Origin of the sequence: Bacillus cereus group sp. BcHK124 (assembly GCF_027712065.1) — a bacterium.
In the GTDB taxonomy this organism is placed as follows: domain Bacteria; phylum Bacillota; class Bacilli; order Bacillales; family Bacillaceae_G; genus Bacillus_A; species Bacillus_A pacificus.
In genome coordinates, this window is record NZ_JAQFPJ010000001.1 from 245,154 (window position 1) to 262,601 (window position 17,448).

The window sequence follows — 17,448 nt, forward strand, 5'->3', positions numbered from 1 at the left end:
AGTATAACAAGAAACGTCTTCAGAGAGGAGAATCATTAGCTGGGAGATTCTCTAGATAGTTATGTTAGAAGGTAGCCCTGGAGCATCTTTTCTGAACGGAGTAGTTCTCATTAGGAAAAGACGGATTTGTCCGTTATCAAATTAAGAGTATAAGCAAATTCCTGAATTTGTTTGTAAATAAAGGTGGTACCGCGATGTCCCTCGTCCTTTTTTTGGATGAGGGGCATTTTTTATTTTAAGGAGGGAAAATAATGTCAAACACGGAAAAGAATTTACCAACTAAATATGATCATATGTCCGTTGAAGAAGGCCTTTATCAGTGGTGGCTAGAAGGCAAATATTTTGAAGCAACAGGAGACGAGAAGAAACAACCGTATACAATTGTAATTCCACCTCCGAACGTAACTGGTAAGTTACACTTAGGTCATGCTTGGGATACAACTCTTCAAGATATTTTAACTCGTACGAAGCGTATGCAAGGTTACGATGTATTGTGGCTTCCAGGAATGGATCATGCGGGTATCGCAACACAAGCGAAAGTAGAAGGGAAACTTCGTGAAGAAGGTATTTCACGTTACGATCTTGGCCGTGAGAAATTCCTTGAAAAGGCTTGGGAATGGAAAGAAGAATACGCTTCTCACATTCGTCAACAATGGGGGAAAGTTGGTTTAGGACTAGACTATTCTCGCGAACGTTTCACATTAGACGAAGGTTTATCTGATGCGGTTAATAAAGTATTCGTTCAATTATACGAAAAAGGCTTAATTTACCGCGGTGAATATATTATCAACTGGGACCCGGCAACACGCACAGCTCTTTCTGATATCGAAGTAATTCATAAAGAAGTTCAAGGTGCATTCTACCATATGAACTATCCGTTAACAGATGGATCTGGTCACATTCGTCTTGCAACAACTCGTCCAGAAACGATGCTTGGTGATACAGCGGTAGCGGTTCATCCAGAAGATGATCGTTACAAGCATTTAATCGGAAAAACAGTTACACTTCCAATCGTAGGCCGTGAGATTCCGATTATTGCTGATGAGTACGTAGAAAAAGATTTCGGAACAGGTGTTGTAAAAATTACGCCAGCTCATGACCCGAATGACTTTGAAGTAGGTAACCGTCATGACTTACCACGTATCTTAGTAATGAACGAAGATGGAACGATGAACGAAAAAGCTGGTAAGTATAACGGCATGGATCGTTTCGAGTGTCGTAAAGCGTTAGTGAAAGATTTACAAGAAGCGGGCGTATTAGTAGAAATCGAGCCTCATATGCATTCAGTAGGCCATAGTGAGCGTAGTGGTGCAGTTGTTGAGCCTTACTTATCAACACAATGGTTCGTAAAAATGGCTCCACTTGCTGAGAAGGCAGTAGCGCTTCAGCAAAAAGAAGAAGAGAAAGTAACGTTCGTACCAGATCGTTTCGAAAACACATATTTACGTTGGATGGAAAACATTCACGACTGGTGTATTTCTCGTCAATTATGGTGGGGACACCGCATTCCAGCTTGGTATCATAAAGAAACTGGTGAAGTATACGTAGGTACAGAAGCGCCAGCAGATATTGAAAATTGGAATCAAGATAACGACGTACTTGATACATGGTTCAGTTCAGCGTTATGGCCATTCTCAACACTTGGTTGGCCAAATGAAGATGCAGCGGACTTCAAACGTTACTATTCAACTGATGCACTAGTAACGGGTTATGACATCATCTTCTTCTGGGTATCTCGTATGATTTTCCAAGGTTTAGAGTTTACAGGCGAGCGTCCATTTAAAGATGTATTAATTCACGGTTTAGTTCGTGATGAGCAAGGACGTAAAATGAGTAAATCTCTTGGTAACGGTATTGACCCAATGGAAGTTATCGAGAAGTACGGTGCAGATGCAATGCGTTTCTTCTTATCAACGGGAAGTGCACCAGGTCAAGACTTACGTTTCAGCATGGAGAAAGTAGAATCTACTTGGAACTTCATTAATAAAATTTGGAATGCATCACGTTTCGTATTAATGAACATGGATGACATGAAATATGAAGAAATCGATTTAACTGGTGAAAAATCAGTTGCAGATAAGTGGATTTTAACTCGCTTAAATGAAACAATCGAAAGCGTAACACGTAACATGGATAAATATGAGTTCGGTGAAGCTGGTCGCTCATTATACAACTTCATCTGGGATGATTTCTGTGACTGGTACATTGAAATGGCGAAACTTCCTCTATACGGTGAAGATGAAGCAGCTAAGAAAACAACTCGTTCTATTTTAGCTTACGTATTAGATCAAACAATGCGTCTATTACACCCATTCATGCCATTCGTAACAGAGAAGATTTGGCAACATTTACCGCACGAAGGCGAATCTATTACAGTAGCAGCGTGGCCAACAGTACGCGAAGATTTACAAGATGCAGAAGCTGCAGCAGAAATGCACCTTCTAGTTGATATCATTCGTTCTGTTCGTAACATCCGTGCAGAAGTTAATACGCCAATGAGCAAAAAAGTTCAAATGCAAATTAAAGCAAAAGATGAGGCTGTACTTGCTCAGCTTACGAAAAATAGCTCTTACATTGAGCGTTTCTGTAACCCAAGCGAGTTAACAATTCAAACGGATTTACAAGCGCCAGAAAAAGCGATGACTGCAATCGTAACAGGTGCAGAGTTATTCTTACCGTTAGCTGATCTTATCAATCTTGATGAAGAGAGAGCGCGTCTTGAGAAAGAACTTGAGAAGTTCGATAAAGAAGTAGAACGTGTACAGAAGAAACTTTCAAACCAAGGTTTCGTAGCGAAAGCTCCTGCAGCAGTTATTGAAGGAGAGCGTGCGAAAGAGCAAGATTACCTAGAAAAACGCGAAGCAGTTCGCCAACGTCTAGCAGATCTTGAAAAGTAAAATATTTTTTAGAGGCTCACTATATTGGTGAGTCTCTTTTCTTTGCGTATAATAGGAATATGAAGGTTGTCTTTTGAAAGGGGAAAGCATACGTGATACATACATACGAAGAAGCGATAGGCTGGATTCATAGCCGGTTGAAATTTGGTATTAAACCGGGATTAGAAAGAATGAGATGGATGCTAGAAGAGCTCGGAAATCCAGAGCGTCACATAAAATGTGTTCACCTTGCTGGTACAAATGGAAAAGGTTCAACGTTAACATATATGCGCTACATGTTAGAAAATGCAAAATATAAGGTAGGAACATTTACCTCCCCTTATATTGAAACATTTAACGAGCGTATTAGTGTGAATGGAACACCAATTGCAGATGAAGAGATTACTGAACTTGTAAAGATGGTAAAGCCAGTCGTTGAAAAACTAGATGAGACGGATTTAGGGGAAGCGACTGAGTTTGAAATTATTACTGTTATGGCAATTTGTTACTTCGGTAAAGTTAATTTCTGTGATGTTGTTTTATTTGAAACAGGGCTTGGAGGGCGCTTTGATTCTACGAATGTGATTCATCCAGTTCTCACGATTATTACGAATATCGGTCACGATCATATGCATATTTTAGGTAATACATTAGGAGAAATTGCATATGAAAAGGCGGGAATTATTAAGTCTGGTGTTCCGGTTATTACTGGTGTGCAAGATGAGGAAGCGCTGCAAGTCATTCAAAAAGTTGCAAAGGAAAATCATGCAAATGTATACGAGATGGGCAACCATTTTACATCGTTACATAAACAGTCTAGCGAAGATGGAGAACATTTCGATTTCACTTGTCCTTTCGCCTCTTTTGAAGATGTGCGAATTTCAATGAAAGGCAGCCATCAAGTAGGAAACGCAGCACTTGCGCTTATGGCAGTCATGTATGTAAAAACATACTTATCATTTTTAATTGAGGAAGAAGAAATAAGAACGGGATTACAGGAAGCGTATTGGGTGGGGCGCTTTGAAAAACTGCAAAGTAATCCGGATATTATTATAGATGGTGCTCATAACCCAGAAGGTATTGAAAGTCTTGTGAAAACGGTAGAATCACATTACAAAGATAAAAATGTAATAGTTTTATTTACTGCCCTTGGTGATAAACAATTGCACAATATGGTAGGTCAATTAGAAAGCATCGCCGATGAAATTATTTTTACAACATTCGCCTTTGATCGTGCTATTTCTGCTGACAAACTTGCATCGTATGCAAAGGAAGGGTCAAAATTAGTTTTTGAAAATTGGAAAGAGGCAATTGATACGAAGGTTGAAATGCTTGGAGAAAATGATGTTTTTATCATAACAGGTTCTCTTTATTTCATTTCGGAAGTTCGAAAATATATTCGCGAAAAAAACTAGATAGTCTTTGCTATCTAGTTTTTTTGTTCTACAAATGAAGTCAAATGCATACATATAAGATAAATATATAGGGTTATTTGGCGAATTCCTCTGACAAATATCTCGTTTTTTTGTGAAATGAATATGATATGATGCGGACAACGATAAGAGGTGAGGTGTGAGTGTATGGACAAGCAATCACGAACGATCTCAGTGAAAGTGAATGGAACAGAAGCGAAGTATGAGGAGAAGAAGAAAGATGAATTTGACTGGATGGTAGTAGAAAGTGAAAGGCCAAAAAACGTTGTTCCGTTTCAAAAATCGAAAGTAGCGTCTACGGAAAAAAATCGAAAGAAGTGGAGCAATACGTTAATTGCAATCGTTGCAACTGCAATTATTATTGGTACGGCGTTTGGGATGGGGATGCTACAGTTACTGAAAGGACAAGGTGCGACAGGAGGAAGCGAAGTAACAGCTTCGAAGCAGATGCGAAAGGAAGAATCAAAGGTGGGCGGAACGGTAGAACAAACACCAGCACCAAAAGAGGAAAAGACAAAAGCACAGACAGGAACGTCATTAGATCCAATGAAATTATTTTTTGTTCAAGGAGGAATCTATTCTTCTGAAGAAAAGGGACAGGCCGCTCTTGAAGAGTGGAAAGGTAATGGAGGTGTAGCAGCCTTAAAACCGAGCGGTGATAAGTATGCATTAGTTGTTGGTATTGCTAGCGATGAACAAGGCATAAACCAATTAATGACGCAGTATAAAAATGATAATGTCTCCGTATTGAAAAAGGACTGGGATATAACAGATAAAGCGTTACTTAAAGATGATAAAGAAGTTGGGGCGTTTTTAACAAAAGTACAGCCATTATATACTCATTTAGCAAAATATGCTTCTAGCGTACAAGCTAGTGAAAAAAGTAATGCAAAAGATATAAGTGCAATCGAAAAAGAGTGGAAAGCGATTGAAAAAGAAGGGAAAAGTATGAAGCAGGAAGAAGCGAAGAAATTGTATATGTACACGTCAGTAGCTGTGCAAACAGTGAAGGACGGAAAAGGTGATAAGGAATCTTTAGCGAAATTAAATCAAGTTATCATTGATGGTATACTTTCATACGAAAAAATTGTTTCACAAAAGGTGAAATAATAGGATAATGAAATGACGAAGGAAGAAGTGTAGATGCTTCTTTCTTTTCTTTTGAATTTAGAGTAAAGTGCTTTCTCTATGACAGGAATATAATCGTGTTTTAGTAAGGAAGTATTATTTTGTTTAGAGAAAATAATATTTCTTTTATTTGTGGACAAACTATTCCTTTGATACGATTGATATAAATGATTCTGCTTCATGTGAGAAAGGAAGGAGAAAATATGAAAAAAATTATTTTAGCTTCAGGATCACCTCGCAGGAAGGAATTGCTTGAGCTAGCGGGTGTGCCATTTGAAATTGTTGTAAGTGAAGTAGAAGAAACGATTGGTGCGTATTCATCGCCTTCTGATATTGTTATGTCCCTTGCCCTGCAAAAAGCATCTGCGGTAGCAGAAAATAACAGTGATCATATTGTGTTAGGTGCAGACACAATTGTTACATATGAGTCGCGTATTCTTGGAAAGCCATCTAATGAGGCTGAGGCGAAAGAAATGTTGCAATTATTATCAGGGAAAACACATGAAGTGTATACTGGTGTTGCAATTATAGCAAAGGACAAAACAGTCACTTTTTACGAGCGTACAGAAGTTACGTTTTGGGAATTAACAGAAGAGGAAATTGATGCATACATTGCATCGAAAGAGCCTTTGGATAAAGCAGGAAGTTATGGGATTCAAGGTAAAGGATCTATTTTTGTTCAACATATTCAAGGAGACTACTATAGTGTAGTTGGGTTACCAATTTCACGTCTTGTTCGGGAATTAAAACAATTTAATATTGATGTAACCCATGCGTAAAATTGCATGGGATTTTCTTTGAGAGAACAAATAAAGGGGTGGAGAAATGAACGGTATTCGTGATGTTGTCAAAGAAGAACAGCCACGGGAGCGTTTATTGTTAGAAGGGGCTGGAAGTTTATCCAATCGGGAGCTTCTTGCAGTGTTACTCAGAACAGGTTCTAAAGAAGAAACAGTTTTGAAGTTATCAGATAAAATTTTACATCATTTTGATGGTTTACGTATGTTGAAAGATGCAACGTTAGAAGAGCTTGTCAGTATACATGGTGTCGGGGTTGCGAAGGCAACTCAGCTTATAGCTGCTTTTGAACTCGGTAGAAGAATGGTGCGTTTAGAATATCAAAATAGATACAGCATTCGAAGCCCGGAAGATTGCGCCACATATATGATGGAAGAAATGCGCTTCCTGCAGCAGGAGCATTTTGTATGTCTATATTTGAACACAAAGAATCAAGTTATACATAGGCAGACGATTTTTATTGGAAGTTTAAACTCATCAATTGTACATCCAAGGGAAGTTTTTAAAGAAGCGTTTCGCCGTGCAGCAGCCTCTATCATATGTCTTCATAACCATCCCTCAGGAGATCCCGCGCCGAGCCGAGAAGATATTGAAGTAACAAAACGCTTAGTAGAATGCGGCCGAATTATCGGAATTGAAGTGCTCGATCATATTATAATAGGTGACCATAAATTCGTGAGTTTAAAGGAAAAAGGTCATATTTAAGACTATGCTTTTTACTTATTTTGTTTTATAATGTGATTTATGAGTTTTTTGTAGAAAATTATCTACAAAAAGGATAAAGATATAAAAAACGTACTGTTTTTATAATATAAAGTAAGAAAAAATGAGTCCGTGAAAACAAGAAAGGAAGATAAATAATATGTTTGGATTTGGTGGCTTTACTCGCGATCTTGGAATAGACTTAGGAACTGCGAACACGCTTGTATATGTAAAGGGAAAAGGTGTAGTTTTACGTGAACCTTCAGTAGTAGCGTTACAAACTGATACGAAACAAATCGTTGCTGTAGGTAGCGATGCAAAACAAATGATTGGTCGTACACCAGGAAACGTTGTGGCACTTCGCCCGATGAAAGACGGTGTAATTGCTGATTACGAAACAACAGCAACAATGATGAAATATTACATTCAACAAGCTCAAAAATCAAATGGATTCTTCTCACGTAAGCCTTATGTAATGGTATGTGTACCATCTGGTATTACAGCTGTAGAAAGACGTGCAGTAATTGATGCGACTCGTCAAGCTGGTGCTCGTGATGCTTATCCTATCGAAGAACCATTTGCAGCAGCAATTGGTGCAAACTTACCTGTTTGGGAACCAACTGGTAGCATGGTTGTTGATATCGGTGGCGGTACAACAGAAGTTGCAATCATTTCTTTAGGTGGTATTGTAACAAGTCAATCAGTTCGTGTTGCTGGTGATGATATGGATGATTCAATCATTCAGTACATTAAGAAAAGCTACAACTTAATGATCGGTGAAAGAACAGCTGAAGCATTAAAATTAGAAATCGGTTCTGCAGGCGAGCCAGAAGGTATCGAGCCTATGGAAATTCGCGGTCGTGATTTAGTAAGTGGTTTACCAAAAACAGTACTAATTCAACCAGAAGAAATTGCAGATGCATTAAAAGATACAGTAGATGCCATTGTAGAATCTGTTAAAAATACGTTAGAGAAAACTCCACCTGAATTAGCGGCAGATATTATGGACCGTGGTATCGTATTAACAGGTGGCGGAGCATTACTACGTAATTTAGATAAAGTAATTAGTGAAGAAACAAATATGCCAGTTCTTGTTGCAGAAGACCCATTAGATTGCGTAGCAATTGGAACGGGTAAAGCATTAGACAATATCGATCTTTTCAAAACTGCTGCTCGATAATATTGCAAAATAAAAATCAATGAAATTAAGAGGGTGTGAACGTGCCACAGTTTTTCTTAAACAAAAGATTAATTGTTTTGTTAGTTAGTATTATTCTTCTCGTGGCATTGATTGGAATCTCATTGAAAGAACGGAACAGTTTAACATGGCCAGAGCAGTTTGTTAAAGACACTGTCGGTGTTGTAGAACGTGTATTCCAAAAGCCAGCGAAATACGTAGCTGGATTCTTCGAAAATGTAGAGGATGTAAAGCGCACGTATGAAGAGAATAAAGAATTAAAAGCAAAATTAGACAATTATGCAGGTCTATCAGGGAAAGTAAAACAATTAGAAGATGATAAAAAGAAACTACAAGAGTTAACGGGTAAAGATAAGTTAAATAGCGGTTATACTGAAATTCCAGCGACTGTTGTTTCTCGTAATCCAGATAAATGGTACGATTTAGTTGGACTTGATAAAGGGGCACAGCAAGGAATTAAAAAAGATATGGCTGTATTAACTCCACAAGGTTTAGTTGGACGAGTGAAAAGTGTATCTCAGTTTACATCATCAGTAGAATTGTTAAGTTCTATGAGCCGAACAAATCGTGTTTCTGCTATCGTACAAGGTGATGAGAAAATCTTTGGATTGATTGAAGGGTACGACAAAGAAAAACACTTACTTCTGTTCACAAAGATTGGCTCTGATGCAAATGTAAAGACCGATCAACTAGTTGTAACATCTGGACTTGGTGATATTTTCCCGAAAGGTCTTGTAATTGGAACCATCGTTGATGTTCAGCCGGATCCATATGGTTTAACAAAAACAGCTTATGTAAAGCCAGCCGCTGATTTAAATGACGTAGAGCATGTTGTAGTTGCGAAACGTGAAACGCCTTCAGCGCCATTAGAATAGGAGGGGGAGAAGAGATGATGAAGATTTTAAAAAGAGCAGCTCTTCCTCTTTTGCTCCTTTTTGCTTTTTTATTTGAAAATATGTTTGCTACTATTGTTCCAACAGAGGTTTTTTGGAAAGACAGTATAGCATCACCTCATTTCTTTATCATTGTGTTATGTTTTATTACTGTGTACTATAGTCCGGTCCAAGGGATTTATTACGGACTATTATTTGGTTTCTTATTTGATACCGTATACACGGAACTTGTTGGTATATATATTTTTGCGTATCCGATTTTAGTTTATTTAGTTTATAGTGTGATGAAGGTACTACAATTGAATTTATTTATTGTTACTTCTATCGTACTAGCTAGCATAGTAGCATTAGAGTATTATGTGTATGGATTTTTAACTTTGTTAGGACGTACTCATATGTCGGCGTATGTCTTTTTCACAGATCGTCTCCTGTCTACTTTATTGCTAAATGCAATTTTCTTATTGATAGTTTGTTTCCCACTGAGACGATATTTAGTGCGTCTTTCAAAAGCGATGGAAGAAAAAGAAAAAAGGATTTTCTAATTTTATGTCGAATTGAATCGGTGGGGTGAACTTTAGTGGAAGAAAAAAAGCAACAAAATGTAACAATAAAAGGGACAAAAGACGGAATAACCCTTCATTTAGATGATTGTTGTTCATTCTCTGAATTATTGAAGGAATTGGATGAAAAGCTTTCTACACATTACTATGATGGTGATGGACGCTCTTTAATTGAAGTGCATGTGAAAGTAGGAAACCGTTATTTAACAGAAGTCCAACAAGAAGAGATTCGTACGTTAATTCGTAATAAAAAGAATCTCGTTGTGGATTCGATTGAAAGTGATGTTATAACGAAAGAGGAAGCAATAGCTTGGAAAGAAGAAACAGAAATCGTCCCTATTTCCAAAATTGTTCGCTCTGGACAAGTTTTACATGTAAAAGGAAATTTATTGTTAATTGGTGATGTTAATCCAGGCGGAACGGTTATCGCTGGGGGGAATATTTTTGTCGTAGGATCATTAAGAGGAATTGCACATGCGGGGTATTATGGGGATTCAGATGCTGTAATCGCTGCATCTGTTATGAACCCGATGCAACTTCGAATTAGTGATGTGGCAATGCGGGCTCCGGAAGAGAAAGAAGACGGAGCGGAGGCGGCAGAATGTGCGTATATTAATGAGAACAATCACATTGTTGTCGATCGACTGCAACTTCTCACTCATCTTAGACCTAATTTAACAAAGTTAGAAAGGGGAATTGTATAGCTGTGGGAGAGGCAATAGTAATTACATCTGGAAAAGGCGGTGTAGGTAAAACTACAACGTCTGCGAACATTGGGACAGCCCTAGCGTTATCTGGAAAGAAAGTGTGCTTAATTGACACAGATATCGGTCTTCGAAACTTAGACGTAGTAATGGGGCTGGAAAATCGTATTGTATTTGATCTTGTTGATGTCGTTGAAGGGCGTTGCCGTTTACCTCAGGCTCTTATTAAAGATAAACGTTTTGATGATCTTTATTTATTACCTGCAGCACAAACGAGTGATAAATCAGCGGTAACACCTGAACAAATGGATGAATTAATACAAGTATTACGTCAAGATTATGATTACATATTAATTGATTGTCCTGCGGGGATTGAGCAGGGATTTAAAAACGCGGTAGCTGGTGCGGATAAAGCAATTGTTGTTACGACGCCAGAAGTATCCTCAATGCGCGATGCGGATCGTATTATCGGGCTTTTAGAAAAAGAGGATATTGAACCACCGAAACTTGTTATTAATCGTGTGCGTAGTCATATGCTTCATGAACAGGATATGTTAGATGTTGATGAAATCGTACGTACATTGTCAATCGAGCTTCTTGGTGTTGTCGAAGATGATGATGAAGTTATTCGTGCTACAAATACAGGTGAGCCTGTAGCGTTGCAACCGAGCGGAAAAGCAGCGTTAGCTTATCGTAATATTGCAAGACGTTTGTTGGGTGAGAATGTCCCATTACAAGCATTTGAACAAGAAAAGGTATCGGTATTTACAAAGGTGAAAAACTTCTTTGGAATCCGTTAAAAGCACTTCGCATATTTGCGGAGTGCTTTCTTTTTTCTTCACACGAATATCTTCCATACCTAGCTCATACATATGTACAAACTGTATACAACTGTTTCTATGTACATTAGCTTAACGAAAGAAAGGAGACAGTATGAAGAATAGACGTGTAGAAGAAATTAAAAAACGGATTGCGAAGAGGAAGGCAGAGCAAGAAAGGATGGAGGAAGAGCAGTATTTTGCTGGAGGGAATTTTGATAGTGAAACAGTCTTTATTGAAGATGGAGAAAAGGAAATTCATCCTTTATTTCGAAAAGAAGTGTTTTTCTTCAAAGTATTGTTATCAGCAATATTAGTTCTTTCTGTCGCTATTTTATATAAGAATGCACCAGCTTCTTTCGACGGTGCTAAAGCTGTTACAGAAAAAGTGATGAAAGAAGAGTTTCAGTTTGCTACTGTAGCGAAATGGTACGAAAAACAGTTTGGAAAACCGCTCGTGTTCTATTCGCCTAATGAGAAAAAAGAAGAAACGATTCAGCAAAAAGATTATGCCATTCCTGCTTCCGGAAAGGTGATGCAAGGGTTTCAAAAAAATGGCCAAGGTGTATTTGTACAAACAGCTACAAATGCAACTGTTGAGTCAGTGAATGAAGGGCTAGTAGTTTTTGCGGGCAAGAAAGAGGAACTTGGTAATACAGTTCAAATTCAGCATGCAGATGGTACGGAGTCATGGTATGCAAATTTAAATGATATGTCAGTGAAATTATATGATTATGTTTCAAAGAAACAAAAAATTGGAACAGTGAATAATGATGCGAATAATAAAAATGGTAAGTTTTATTTCGCAATAAAAAAGGACGAAAAATTTATTGATCCGATTCAGGTGATTTCATTTGATTAAATATAGAGATGTTTTAACAAAGATTTCAGTACATCCGTTGTTTTGGGTTATTATTGTCATTGGTATTTTCACGGCACGTTTTAAAGAGTTACTACTGTTATTTTGTATCGTTCTCATCCATGAACTTGGGCATGCTTTTGCAGCGGCACACTATAATTGGCGTATTAAGAAGATTCAACTTTTGCCGTTTGGTGGTGTGGCTGAGCTTGAGGAACATGGGAATAAATCATTGAAAGAGGAACTAGTTGTTGTAATTGCAGGACCTATTCAACATCTTTGGATGATGGCGGTAGGCTATATGTTGTTTGAAGCTGGTTGGCTTCATTCGGAATTATATTATTTCTTTATGTGGAATAATATAATTATTTTAGCGTTTAATTTACTACCTATTTGGCCTCTTGATGGTGGAAAAGTATTGTTTAACGTACTATCATATCGTTTTCCTTATTTACAAGCACATGAAAAGATGATGAAATTATCATGTGTTTTTTTTAGTGTCATACTAGGAGGGCAGTTACTTTGGAATAGTAACAATATTATGATGTGGGTACTACTCATATTTTTAGCGGTGTCGTTATATCAAGAATGGAAGCAAAGACGGTATGCCTTTATGCGTTTTTTATTAGAACGTTATTATGGGAACAAAAGAGGAATTGAAAAGATTGCACCGATTGAGGTGCAATCAGAAGATCATTTATATAAGATATTCACAAAATTTCGTAGAGGCTATAAGCATTCTATTATCGTCCGCGGAAAATATAAAGAACATTACACATTGGATGAAAATGAATTGCTTTATGCGTATTTTACTGAAAAACGAACAACTTCATCTGTTGAAGAATTAATCGGTTAGTGTTGACGTTAGCACTAACCTTTTATTATTGTAAAAGCAAAGAAGATTATAAAGTGAGGAAAGTATTTTGAAAACGTTATATATGAACTACGCTGGATCGGAAAAACGCGTTGCAATTGAAGAGAAGAAGAAAATTGTTGAGTTTTTATGGAAACGAAATGAAGAACAAGAAATTGTTGGGCATATTTATGTTGGACGTATCGTAAGAACGATTGCTGGAATGAATGCAGCTTTTGTAAATATAGGTTTAGAAAAACATGCTTATCTTTCGTACGATGATGTACCATCTTCTTATCATATACATGAAGGACAAGCGGTGCTCGTACAAGTTGTAAAAGAGGCAATTGATACGAAAGGGCCAAAATTGACAGCAAATATAGAATTTACCGGGAAATATGTCGTTTATATGCCATATGATGAAATGCGTGCGGTTTCTCGGAAAATAAAAAACAATAAAAGAAGGCAACAATTACTCCAAATTGAAGTAGAAGGGAAAGGAGGTTATATTTTCCGCTCAGCTTCTGAAAAAGGAGAAATTGAAGAAATACAAGCTGAAATGCAAAGGTTACAGCAGTTATATGAAGAGTTAAAAAGAAAAGAGGGCCAAGGAAAGGCACCGTTACTAGTCCATCGACCAGCAACCTTTTTAGATCGTGTATTTCAAGAGAATCCAATTGAAACGATTGAAAAAGTAGTTGTAGATACAAGAAGTATAGTAAAAGAATTAGAAGAAAAAGTCGGTAAAGAAAAAATATCTTTTTATAATGAAAAGTCTTCAATGTTTAACCATTTTGGCATAGAGCGTGAGATTGAGAAAGCACTTCAAAAAATTGTTTGGCTCCCAAATGGTGCTTATTTAATTGTGGAACAAATGGAGACGATGACTGTAATTGATGTGAATACGGGTAAGTTTACTGGAAAACAGAATTTACAAGATACAGTCCTTCGTACAAATGAAGTAGCAGCTGAAGAGATAGCGCGTCAATTAAGACTCCGTGATATTGGTGGTATGATATTAATTGACTTTATTAATATGAAAAGAAGAGAAGATAAAGAAAAGATAAGAGAATGTCTCATCGCTGCTATGCAAAATGATCGAACATATACAAGAGTGCTCGGGTTCACAGAGTTAGGGATTTTAGAGATGACACGTAAACGTAAAAAACATTCTTTACGCGACGTATTACTTGAAGAGTGTGCACCGTGCAAAGCGACAGGCTATGTCATGTCGTATGAAACGATTGCGTATGAGCTAGAGAGAGAGCTAATTTCATATGGCAATATAGAAGATGAGGCAGTATTAATCTCTGCACCTAAAGAATTACAAAAACAATTTTTGCAAAAAGAATTACAAAAAAATATTCCATTTGAAATTTATTTCAAAGATGATATGATCGAAAAGTACGCTATTATCCGTTTTGGAAGTAAAAAAGAAATTATAGAACGGAAAAAATAGTTATTAGAACTTTCATTGACAATAGTCTATGATTCATGATAACATCTTTATGTTATAGTTTATAGCACCTAAACGGCTATATGCTACAACCGCACAAGACAGGTTCCTTAAAGGCATTTATGTCTACCTCGTTTTTGGCGAGTCTTAGTAATTAAGAGGAGGTGCAAGTATGTACGCAATTATCGAAACAGGTGGAAAACAAATCAAAGTTGAAGCTGGTCAAGAAATCTACATTGAAAAATTAGATGTTGAAGCTGGTGAAACTGTTACTTTTGACAAAGTTCTTTTCGTTGGTGGCGAAAACGTGAAAGTTGGTAGCCCAGTTGTAGAAGGTGCAACAGTTACTGCGAAAGTTGAAAAACACGGTCGCGCTAAGAAAATCATCGTTTTCAAATACAAAGCGAAAAAGAACAATCGTAAGAAACAAGGTCATCGTCAACCTTACACTAAGCTAGTTGTTGAAGCTATCAACGCTTAATTCTGGTTAACATGATTAAAATTACGATAAGTCGCACGAAATTAGGAAGTATCCAATCATTTAAAATGACTGGACATGCCGATTATGCGCCACATGGACAAGATCTTGTCTGTGCTGGAACTACAGCGGTTGTGTTTGGTTCCATAAATGCTGTGGAAGAACTTTGTAATGTGCAGGCAACTATTGAACTCGGAAGTGATGGTGGATTCTTAACGTATGAATTGCCTAATGATTTAGACGTTCATACAGCAGAAAAAGCACAGATACTTTTAGAAGGATTGGTTGTTTCGCTTAAGACGATCGAACTTGATTACGGAAAGTATATCCGTTTAATAGAAAAAGTGCAGGAGGTGTAACGTATGTTAAGATTAGATCTTCAGTTTTTCGCATCTAAGAAAGGTGTAGGTAGTACAAAGAACGGTCGTGACTCTCAGTCAAAACGTCTTGGTGCTAAACGCGCAGATGGTCAAACGGTTACAGGTGGTTCAATTCTTTACCGTCAACGCGGTACAAAAATTTATCCAGGTGTTAACGTTGGTCGTGGTGGCGATGACACTTTATACGCGAAAGTTGACGGCGTAGTACGCTTCGAGCGTCTTGGCCGTGACCGCAAACAAGTGAGCGTATATCCTGTTGCTCAAGAAGCATAAGAACTCACGGAAAACTCTAACCTGAGTGCAGGTTAGAGTTTTTCTATATTAAGGAGTATCTAAATGAATAAAAAATGGACAATTATAGATGCATTGCGCCATTCAAGACATGATTGGCTCAATCGTATGCAGATGGTGAAAGGAAACCTTTCCCTTGGAAAAGTGGAAGAAATTCATAGTCTCATCGATCGTTTTGTCCAAGAAGCGAGACAAGAATCCAATCTGATGGGGCTATCAATGCCTTTATTTTCAGAGTGGATTTTAACATATAATTGGAAACAGCAGCCGTGCTTATTGGAGTACGAAGTATTAGGGAATTTACATAACTTATCTCACTTAGATGAGACTGTATGTACATGGACGAATCAATTTTTCTCAATGCTTCAGCATAGTTTAGACGTATATGTTGAAAATTATGTTTGTATCACAATTGAATGTGACGCGGAGAATGCTCGTTTCTTTTTTGATTTTCGTGGTAAGCTAACGAGTGTAGAAGAACTACAGAATTGGCTTGCGAACCAAAACAATAAATGGTATTCCATTTCTTATACAGTAAGAGACGAAGAAGTCTCAGTTATATTACAACCAATTGAAAAAAGTGTGGTGAAATAATGTTTGTAGATCAGGTCAAGATATATGTAAAAGGCGGCGACGGTGGTAACGGAATGGTTGCGTATCGTCGTGAGAAGTATGTTCCAAAAGGTGGTCCAGCAGGTGGCGACGGTGGTAAAGGTGCAGATGTTGTTTTCGTTGTTGAAGAAGGCTTACGTACATTAATGGATTTCCGCTACCAACGTCATTTCAAAGCTGATCGCGGTCAGCACGGAATGAGTAAAGGGCAGCACGGTCGTAAAGCTGAAGATTTAATCGTTAAAGTTCCACCTGGAACGGTAGTAAAAGATGAAAAAACAGGCCAAATTCTTGCGGATTTAGTAACACATGGACAATCAGCTGTTATTGCAAGAGGTGGCCGTGGTGGTCGTGGTAACTCACGTTTTGCTACTCCAACGAACCCAGCGCCAGAAATCGCTGAGAACGGGGAACCAGGTCAAGAGCGTGATGTCATTCTAGAACTTAAAGTACTAGCAGACGTTGGACTTGTTGGATTCCCAAGTGTAGGTAAATCTACATTATTATCTGTCGTATCATCAGCACGTCCGAAAATTGCAGAGTATCACTTCACAACAATCGTTCCAAATCTTGGTGTTGTTGAAACTGGTGATAACCGCAGCTTCGTTATGGCTGACCTTCCTGGACTAATTGAAGGCGCACATGCTGGCGTCGGACTTGGTCATCAATTCCTGCGTCATATTGAGCGTACACGTGTAATCGTGCATGTAATTGATATGTCTGGTTTAGAAGGCCGTGATCCATATGAAGATTACGTAACGATTAATAATGAATTAAAAGAATACAATCTTCGCCTAACGGAGCGTCCACAAGTTGTTGTTGCAAACAAAATGGATATGCCAGATGCAGAAGAAAACTTACAAGCATTTAAAGAGAAAGTGGGAGACGAAGTAAAAATCTTCCCAATCTCAGCTGTAACGAAACAAGGTGTTCGTGATTTACTATTTGAAGTAGCGAACTTATTAGAAACAACACCTGAATTCCCAATACATGAAGTAGCGGATGAGTCTGATACAAGTGTAATGTACAAACTTGAGACTGAAGGTGTTAAATTTGACATTACACGTGAAAGTGATGGCACGTTTGTTATCTCTGGTTATGATATCGAGAAAACATTCAAGATGACAGACTTCTCACGTGATGAATCTGTACGTCGTTTCGCTCGCCAAATGCGCGGAATGGGTATTGATGAAGCGCTTCGTGCACGTGGCGCAAAAGACGGAGATATTGTAAAAATTCTTGAATATGAATTTGAATTTATCGACTAAGACTGCCGAAATACGGCAGTCTTTTTTTATCTCACTTTAATGGGCAGTAAGACCCCTATCTCAAAATGTAGCGAAAGCAAAGAAGTTAGGTGGAGGGAAGAAAAACCCCCCACTGATTAAAGGTTCACTTTATATCGTAAA

Annotated in this window: 18 protein-coding genes and 2 other annotated features (1 of these 20 cut by a window edge); all 18 genes read left to right on the forward strand. The window is 37.8% G+C overall.

Going from position 1 to position 17,448, the window contains the following annotated elements:
- Window positions 1-212: a binding site (T-box leader), on the forward strand; it begins 21 nt to the left of the window's first position.
- Between the two features lie 39 nt (window positions 213-251).
- The 18 genes from PDK19_RS01360 (at window position 252) to obgE (ending at window position 17,307) form a co-directional block, all read left to right on the forward strand.
- A complete protein-coding gene (locus PDK19_RS01360; RefSeq protein ID WP_000072228.1) occupies window positions 252-2,897 on the forward strand; it encodes a valine--tRNA ligase in 2,646 nt (881 codons plus the stop codon).
- Window positions 2,898-2,989: 92 nt separating this feature from the next.
- Window positions 2,990-4,291, forward strand: a complete 1,302-nt coding sequence (locus tag PDK19_RS01365) for a bifunctional folylpolyglutamate synthase/dihydrofolate synthase (protein WP_270706483.1) — start codon at window positions 2,990-2,992, stop codon at window positions 4,289-4,291.
- A 165-nt stretch (window positions 4,292-4,456) separates the two neighbouring features.
- Window positions 4,457-5,419: a hypothetical protein gene (locus tag PDK19_RS01370; RefSeq protein ID WP_016718601.1), complete on the forward strand. Its 963-nt coding sequence runs from the start codon at window positions 4,457-4,459 to the stop codon at window positions 5,417-5,419.
- 221 nt (window positions 5,420-5,640) lie between these two features.
- Window positions 5,641-6,216: a Maf family protein gene (locus PDK19_RS01375; RefSeq protein ID WP_000720486.1), complete on the forward strand. Its 576-nt coding sequence runs from the start codon at window positions 5,641-5,643 to the stop codon at window positions 6,214-6,216.
- Between the two features lie 46 nt (window positions 6,217-6,262).
- On the forward strand, window positions 6,263-6,940 hold the full coding sequence (radC, locus tag PDK19_RS01380; RefSeq protein WP_001013385.1) for a DNA repair protein RadC: 678 nt from the start codon (window positions 6,263-6,265) through the stop codon (window positions 6,938-6,940).
- 157 nt (window positions 6,941-7,097) lie between these two features.
- A complete protein-coding gene (gene mreB, locus PDK19_RS01385; RefSeq protein ID WP_000466737.1) occupies window positions 7,098-8,117 on the forward strand; it encodes a cell shape-determining protein MreB in 1,020 nt (339 codons plus the stop codon).
- 41 nt (window positions 8,118-8,158) lie between these two features.
- Complete coding sequence (gene mreC, locus PDK19_RS01390) at window positions 8,159-9,010, forward strand: rod shape-determining protein MreC (RefSeq protein ID WP_001135480.1); 852 nt, start codon at window positions 8,159-8,161, stop codon at window positions 9,008-9,010.
- 14 nt (window positions 9,011-9,024) lie between these two features.
- Window positions 9,025-9,570, forward strand: a complete 546-nt coding sequence (mreD, locus tag PDK19_RS01395; RefSeq protein ID WP_000975746.1) for a rod shape-determining protein MreD — start codon at window positions 9,025-9,027, stop codon at window positions 9,568-9,570.
- 35 nt (window positions 9,571-9,605) lie between these two features.
- Window positions 9,606-10,292, forward strand: a complete 687-nt coding sequence (minC, locus tag PDK19_RS01400; protein WP_000391517.1) for a septum site-determining protein MinC — start codon at window positions 9,606-9,608, stop codon at window positions 10,290-10,292.
- 2 nt (window positions 10,293-10,294) lie between these two features.
- Window positions 10,295-11,092, forward strand: a complete 798-nt coding sequence (gene minD / locus PDK19_RS01405; RefSeq protein ID WP_000503311.1) for a septum site-determining protein MinD — start codon at window positions 10,295-10,297, stop codon at window positions 11,090-11,092.
- A gap of 133 nt (window positions 11,093-11,225) precedes the next feature.
- The gene (gene spoIVFA / locus PDK19_RS01410; protein WP_000797468.1) at window positions 11,226-11,972 is read left to right on the forward strand and encodes a stage IV sporulation protein SpoIVFA; all 747 of its coding nucleotides are present in this window, start codon (window positions 11,226-11,228) and stop codon (window positions 11,970-11,972) included.
- Window positions 11,965-12,825 carry a stage IV sporulation intramembrane metalloprotease SpoIVFB gene (spoIVFB, locus tag PDK19_RS01415; RefSeq protein ID WP_000599052.1) on the forward strand — a complete coding sequence of 287 codons (861 nt, stop codon included), beginning with the start codon at window positions 11,965-11,967 and terminating at the stop codon, window positions 12,823-12,825. The genes spoIVFA and spoIVFB overlap by 8 nt, the downstream gene beginning before the upstream one ends.
- Before the next feature lie 67 nt (window positions 12,826-12,892).
- On the forward strand, window positions 12,893-14,281 hold the full coding sequence (locus PDK19_RS01420) for an Rne/Rng family ribonuclease (RefSeq protein WP_000855435.1): 1,389 nt from the start codon (window positions 12,893-12,895) through the stop codon (window positions 14,279-14,281).
- A 77-nt stretch (window positions 14,282-14,358) separates the two neighbouring features.
- Window positions 14,359-14,436, forward strand: a sequence feature (ribosomal protein L21 leader region).
- Window positions 14,437-14,450: 14 nt separating this feature from the next.
- Complete coding sequence (rplU, locus tag PDK19_RS01425; protein WP_000270908.1) at window positions 14,451-14,759, forward strand: 50S ribosomal protein L21; 309 nt, start codon at window positions 14,451-14,453, stop codon at window positions 14,757-14,759.
- An 11-nt stretch (window positions 14,760-14,770) separates the two neighbouring features.
- Window positions 14,771-15,115, forward strand: coding sequence for a ribosomal-processing cysteine protease Prp (locus PDK19_RS01430; protein ID WP_001993153.1), 345 nt, complete (start codon window positions 14,771-14,773; stop codon window positions 15,113-15,115).
- A 3-nt stretch (window positions 15,116-15,118) separates the two neighbouring features.
- Window positions 15,119-15,409 (forward strand): 50S ribosomal protein L27, encoded by a 291-nt coding sequence (gene rpmA, locus PDK19_RS01435; RefSeq protein ID WP_000944958.1) that lies wholly within the window; start codon window positions 15,119-15,121, stop codon window positions 15,407-15,409.
- A gap of 63 nt (window positions 15,410-15,472) precedes the next feature.
- Window positions 15,473-16,021 carry a sporulation initiation phosphotransferase B gene (locus PDK19_RS01440; protein WP_001037006.1) on the forward strand — a complete coding sequence of 183 codons (549 nt, stop codon included), beginning with the start codon at window positions 15,473-15,475 and terminating at the stop codon, window positions 16,019-16,021.
- Window positions 16,021-17,307, forward strand: coding sequence for a GTPase ObgE (gene obgE, locus PDK19_RS01445; RefSeq protein ID WP_000497114.1), 1,287 nt, complete (start codon window positions 16,021-16,023; stop codon window positions 17,305-17,307). The genes PDK19_RS01440 and obgE overlap by 1 nt, the downstream gene beginning before the upstream one ends.
- Window positions 17,308-17,448 lie beyond the last annotated feature (141 nt).

Excerpts from the sequence above, each read along its gene's own strand:
- PDK19_RS01360 (WP_000072228.1), top strand. The coding sequence starts at position 252 with ATGTCAAACACGGAAAAGAATTTACCAACTAAATATGATCATATGTCC.
- obgE (WP_000497114.1), top strand. The coding sequence starts at position 16,021 with ATGTTTGTAGATCAGGTCAAGATATATGTAAAAGGCGGCGACGGTGGT.
- radC (WP_001013385.1), top strand. The coding sequence starts at position 6,263 with ATGAACGGTATTCGTGATGTTGTCAAAGAAGAACAGCCACGGGAGCGT.
- PDK19_RS01375 (WP_000720486.1), top strand. The coding sequence starts at position 5,641 with ATGAAAAAAATTATTTTAGCTTCAGGATCACCTCGCAGGAAGGAATTG.
- rpmA (WP_000944958.1), top strand. The coding sequence starts at position 15,119 with ATGTTAAGATTAGATCTTCAGTTTTTCGCATCTAAGAAAGGTGTAGGT.
- rplU (WP_000270908.1), top strand. The coding sequence starts at position 14,451 with ATGTACGCAATTATCGAAACAGGTGGAAAACAAATCAAAGTTGAAGCT.
- PDK19_RS01440 (WP_001037006.1), top strand. The coding sequence starts at position 15,473 with ATGAATAAAAAATGGACAATTATAGATGCATTGCGCCATTCAAGACAT.
- PDK19_RS01370 (WP_016718601.1), top strand. The coding sequence starts at position 4,457 with ATGGACAAGCAATCACGAACGATCTCAGTGAAAGTGAATGGAACAGAA.
- PDK19_RS01430 (WP_001993153.1), top strand. The coding sequence starts at position 14,771 with ATGATTAAAATTACGATAAGTCGCACGAAATTAGGAAGTATCCAATCA.
- mreD (WP_000975746.1), top strand. The coding sequence starts at position 9,025 with ATGATGAAGATTTTAAAAAGAGCAGCTCTTCCTCTTTTGCTCCTTTTT.
- mreB (WP_000466737.1), top strand. The coding sequence starts at position 7,098 with ATGTTTGGATTTGGTGGCTTTACTCGCGATCTTGGAATAGACTTAGGA.
- spoIVFA (WP_000797468.1), top strand. The coding sequence starts at position 11,226 with ATGAAGAATAGACGTGTAGAAGAAATTAAAAAACGGATTGCGAAGAGG.